Below are 1496 nucleotides of genomic sequence, written 5' to 3' on the forward strand. Positions count from 1 at the left end.
GAGAACGTATAAAATTTTGTGTAAATGACCATAACTTTCCTATAGGAGATGATCATTATGCAAAATTACGAAAATATGAGAATCAAGGATTTAGCTAGAGAGTGTCAATCTGTTGATGACATCATCGAGATGATGAAAAATCTTTTTAAAGAAACATTACAGCTTGTATTTGAGGCCGAAATCGAAGACCACCTTGGCTACTCCAAACATAGCCCGACAGGAAATAATACCGGAAACAGTAGAAATGGCTATCGTTCAAAGGTGATTCGAACAAAGTTTGGAAATACAGAATTAAATATACCTAGAGACCGCAATGGTGAATATGAACCGCAAATCGTGAAGAATTACGAGTCGTCCATCAATGGCTTAGAAGAACAGATTTTAGCTTTGTATTCCAAAGGAATGTCCACAAGAGATATCGAGTCACATATGAAAGATATATATGGTGTCGAAGTATCTCCTAGCTTGGTTAGTAAGGTAACAGATAAAATTTTACCTCAGATTTTCGAATGGCACTCCCGCCCTTTAGACCGTGTGTATCCAATTGTTTATTTGGATGCGGTCCACTTCAAGGTGAAGCACGAGAACCGTATTATTAATAAAGCTGCTTATACTGTTCTCGGCATTAATTCCGATGGAATTAAGGATATCCTTGGTATATGGGTAGGTGAAAATGAAAGCGCGAGCTTTTGGCTAGGTGTCTGTACAGACCTTAAAAGTCGTGGTGTAGAAGATATCTTTATTGCGTGTAAGGACGGACTTTCTGGCTTTACAGAAGCGATCCAGAGCACCTTTCCAAAGACGCATATTCAGTTGTGTGTGATCCATCAATTACGAAATACCATGAAGTATGTGCCTTCAAGGGAACGAAACCCGTTTATGACCGATTTAAAGAAGGTATACAAGGCTTCTACTTTGGAGCAAGCTGAACTTGAGTTTGGAAAAGTAAAGGCATCATGGAAAGATAAATATCCGAAGGTTATTGGTTCTTGGGAGGAACATTGGTTGGAGCTTACAGCTTACTTTTCCTACCCGACGGAGATACGGAAAATCATTTATACGACCAATACAGTGGAAGGATTCCATCGCCAACTGAGAAAGGTAACAAAGACAAAAACAGCCTATCCTACGGACAATTCACTAAAGAAGATTCTTTATTTGGCCACGATGGATGCCATAAAAAAATGGAATAAGCCTATTCCAGGATGGCTAGAGTGTGAGGGACAATTCAAAATTATTTTTGAGGGGCGGATTTAGTAGGATTATCCCTTGTTCATGTACAGTCGTGTTGGGCTCCGCTACGCTACACCCAAAAGTTTTACGCTTTATTTAGACCAAAAAGATAAGAAAAAGAGAGAGAAAAACCCTCTCCTTTTTGGCCATCGGTTAAGTGCTCAGGTTGCTCTTCAGCAGAGCCTTATCCCCTTAACGGATAAAGTAAGTATGTGTTTAGAATAAAGATAGTAATACATTTACACAAAATATTTTACATTCCC

The 1496-nt window shown here is 39.0% G+C and carries 1 protein-coding gene; it reads left to right on the plus strand.

Features of this window, described 5'->3' with window-relative positions; all coding sequences use genetic code 11:
• The first annotated feature begins 57 nt into the window (after nucleotides 1-57).
• Complete coding sequence (locus HF876_RS18690; RefSeq protein WP_169361554.1) at nucleotides 58-1257, plus strand: IS256 family transposase; 1200 nt, start codon at nucleotides 58-60, stop codon at nucleotides 1255-1257.
• Nucleotides 1258-1496: the final 239 nt, after the last annotated feature.

Origin of the sequence: Psychrobacillus sp. BL-248-WT-3, from assembly GCF_012843435.1 — a bacterium.
In the GTDB taxonomy this organism is placed as follows: domain Bacteria; phylum Bacillota; class Bacilli; order Bacillales_A; family Planococcaceae; genus Psychrobacillus.